This is a genomic window from Polaromonas sp. P1_E3 (assembly GCF_056405935.1).
The window spans coordinates 1-3,401 of record NZ_JBFUBD010000298.1; the positions used below are offsets into that span (position 1 = coordinate 1).

The 3,401-nt window shown below is 61.8% G+C and carries 4 protein-coding genes; all 4 read left to right on the forward strand.

The features are described 5' to 3' along the window. Positions 1 to 851, forward strand: an 851-nt coding sequence (locus AC1D0Z_RS18110; protein ID WP_477659588.1) for an MATE family efflux transporter, incomplete at its 5' end; no start/stop codon positions are given. 179 nt (positions 852 to 1,030) lie between these two features. Continuing rightward, a complete protein-coding gene (locus AC1D0Z_RS18115; RefSeq protein WP_477659589.1) occupies positions 1,031 to 2,119 on the forward strand; it encodes an acyltransferase family protein in 1,089 nt (362 codons plus the stop codon). 59 nt (positions 2,120 to 2,178) lie between these two features. After that, positions 2,179 to 2,646, forward strand: coding sequence for a hypothetical protein (locus AC1D0Z_RS18120; RefSeq protein ID WP_477659590.1), 468 nt, complete (start codon positions 2,179 to 2,181; stop codon positions 2,644 to 2,646). A 90-nt stretch (positions 2,647 to 2,736) separates the two neighbouring features. Further along, positions 2,737 to 3,401 (forward strand): LysE family translocator (locus tag AC1D0Z_RS18125; RefSeq protein WP_477659591.1); only part of this gene is annotated, 665 nt, incomplete at its 3' end.

Consider the following 3,401-nt stretch of genomic DNA (forward strand, 5'->3'; position numbering starts at 1 on the left):
TTTCCACCGTGGTCGGCCTCGCCGTCACACCGGCGTTGATCCGCGGCTGGTTCGGTCTGCCGCAGCTGGGCGTGGCCAGCGGCGCGGTGGCTTCGGTGCTGTCGATGGTGACGGCCACGGCCTGGCTGGCTTTCAGGTTGCGCCGTATCCGCAGCCCGCTGGCGCCAGACGCGGAATTTGCGCGCCACATGCGCATCAACGGCAGCATCCTCAAGACCGTGCTCAAGATCGGCGTGCCTACCGGCGTGCAGATGATCGTCATTGCGCTGGCTGAAGTCGCCCTGCTCTCGCTCGTGAACAGCTACGGCTCCAATGCCACCGCGGCCTATGGCGCCGTCAACCAGGTGGTGGCGTATGTGCAGTTCCCGGCGATTTCGATTGCCATCACTGCCTCCATCCTGGGTGCGCAGGCGATCGGCGCAGGCCGCACCGACAGGCTGGACGCCATCGTGCGCACCGGCTTGCTGATGAACCTGGCGTTAACCGGTTCACTCGTGCTGCTGGGGTATTTGTTCTCGCGCCACCTGATGGGGTTTTTCATCACCAGCGAGCCCGTGATCGATGTGGCGCAGACGCTGTTGCACATCATGCTGTGGAGCAGCGTCATCTTTGGCATGGCCTCGGTGCTCTCGGGCATCATGCGTGCCAGCGGTTCGGTGCTGGTGCCGACGGGCATCGCCATCTTCTGCATCGCACTGGTAGAGGTGCCCGTCGCCTGGTTCATGAGCCACCGCATCGGCATCAACGGCATCTGGGTGGCCTACCCGGTCACCTTCATCGCCATGCTGGGCCTGCAGGCGGCGTACTACCGGCTGGTCTGGAAGAGAAAATCGATCAGGCGCCTGGTCTGACGAACCCACGTCAATGCCTGTATATCCCCGAGAGGTAACGCCGGGCCAGGTAGCCGATTGAACAGTTGGAAAAGCCGCTATACAGTTGAAATCCGTTAGCCAACGGGGTTGATTTGTATCAGTCAACCCCGCCATCCGGAGGTACTACCGATGAATGACGACGCCATCGATCGCATGCCATGACCAGCCGCAATGCAACCGTTGATATCGCCAGGGGCATCGGCATCATTTTGGTGGTGCTGGGGCATAACTGGACGGTTCTGCAGGAAAGGGGCGAGCTCTTCCGGGTCATCTACTCATTCCACCTGCCGCTGTTCTTTTTTCTCTCGGGCCTGTTCCTCAGGGACGCTGATCCGCCAGGAAAATTTGCGCTGTCGCGCGCCGATGCTCTGTTAAAGCCGTACTTTGTTGTGCTGGTACTTCTGGGCCTTTTCATGGTGCTCAATCCACTCACGGCTCCCACGTCCAGAATCTCACCGCTTGCGTATTTTTCCGGTGTCATCTACGCCACGGCCCCCACCATAGCCTGGGCGCCGCTCTGGTTTTTGCCGCATCTCTTTGTGGCGTCGGTCGCAGCCATGGTCATCCTGCGCGCCACTCCGGCTACCGGGCACCGTCCGGCCTGGATTTTTCTGATCGCCCTCGCCTTCCTTGCAATGGGCATCTGGTGGATAGGCCGGTTCTGGCAGATCGACACGGACGCCCTGGCGTTCATGGGTCTGAAACAATTGCCCGGTCTTCCCTGGAGCCTTGACCTCATGTTCATCAGCACAGCGTTCATCCTGGCCGGGTTCCTGCTCAGGACACAGGTTGCAGCCATGCATTTCAGTATCTTTGGGTTCCTGGTTTCAGCCGTCGCGTTCGCCTCGCTGCATTACTATCTCAACGAAACCATGGACCTGAACCTGAGGTCTTACGGCAATCCGCTCGTGTCCACCTTGCAGGCCGCCCTGGGCATCTACCTCGTTCTCTGCGGGTCTTCACTGCTACAACGGTACGCGATGCTGCGGCGTCCGCTGACCTACATCGGCGCAGGCAGCCTGCTCATCCTGGTGTTTCATCCCGTGGCCCAGGGGCGGGCCTTCCTGCTGCTTTCCCGCTTCAGCCACAACGACTACCTCGTGGGGGCGGCAAGCCTTGCCGCAGGCGTTGCGCTGCCGCTGCTGGTCCTGGAGATCGCGCGACGTCAACGGCACCTGGCCGCGTGGCTCCTGCCGCGAAACTTTGGGCGCTCCACCCAACGAGTGGCCGCGACAAGATCGCCATAACTTTGCCAGGCACCCGCAGGATTTCAGCGCTAACATTTCTTGACCCATGAGGAGCTGTCATGAACGATGAACTCTCACGCCTTGCAGCCGAGATCAGGCTCAACGACCCGCAGCATGAGCCGCTTCGCCTTGCCTTTGGCCTAGCCTGTGCGCAGCGCGCAGAACACCTGCTCGAAAACCCGGAAGCCATCCGTTGCCTGGCAGTCCTCAGGTCTTTCGTCGAGAGAGAATCAGACCAAACCGCCCTGGCGCAGGCGGCACAGGAAATTGCCGCGGTGGCCAACAGCCACAGGGGCTCCAACTCCATTGACGGCTCAGCCCATGCAGCGGTTTCCGCCACCTACGCCGTAGCCAACGCCCTTGCCGGCCGTGCCCTGGAAGCGGCAGGCTACGCGGCTTACGCGGTGGTCTATGGCTATGGCGGCTATGCCGTCACCGACCCGTCGGCTTTTGAGGGCGAGTTCGCATGGCAGGTTGGAAAGCTCAGCGAACTGGCGCAGGCCACCACGAGTGACAGCAAGGCCTAGGCATACCGTTTTTGCTCGATCCATCACAGCGCCTGCGTGCGTGCCGCATGCGCGGTATAAACGTCGGGTCTCCCCAATTTCCGTCTCACCATGACCACGCTTTTTATCTCCGCTTTCCTGCTTGGGCTTTTGTTCAATGCCGCGCCTGGCGCCGTCTTTGCCGAAACCGTGCGCCAGGGCGTACGCGGTGGTTTCCGGCCCGCACTGGCGGTGCAAATCGGGTCGCTGGCCGGCGACGCCTTGTGGGCATTGCTGGGGCTGGTCGGCATCGGGCTGCTGCTTCAGCTGGAATGGGTCCGCTGGCCCGTTGGCATTGCCGGGGCGATGTACCTTTTCTGGCTGGCCCGCGACTCGTGGCTTTCCGCCAGCCAGGAGTTTTCGTTAACCGACCCGGCGACGGTTGAACCGAAACGGGCCATGCGAGCCGGCGTCCTCCTGTCCGTCACCAATCCGCAGAACATCGCGTATTGGGCCGCGCTCGGCAGCGCGCTGGGCGCTGTCGGAATTCATGAGCCCACAGCCGCCGACTACGCCATCTTCTTTCTCGGTTTCATGGTGTCGTCGGTTGTGTGGGCGTTCTTCTGCGCCGCTGTGGTAGACCGCATCTTTCGCCGGGCAGGCATGCGGTGGGCCAAGGTYACCTACAAACTCTGCGCCGCCGCGTTTCTGGCATTGGCCATCGGCTCAGTACGAGACCTCATGGTTCCGGCGCCGCCTCTTCCCCACAAAGACAAATCCGTCGTACCGGTAAACCC

Bases quoted from the DNA above. Each gene is read 5' to 3' on its own strand.
- AC1D0Z_RS18115 (WP_477659589.1), top strand. From the start codon at position 1,031: ATGACCAGCCGCAATGCAACCGTTGATATCGCCAGGGGCATCGGCATC.
- AC1D0Z_RS18120 (WP_477659590.1), top strand. From the start codon at position 2,179: ATGAACGATGAACTCTCACGCCTTGCAGCCGAGATCAGGCTCAACGAC.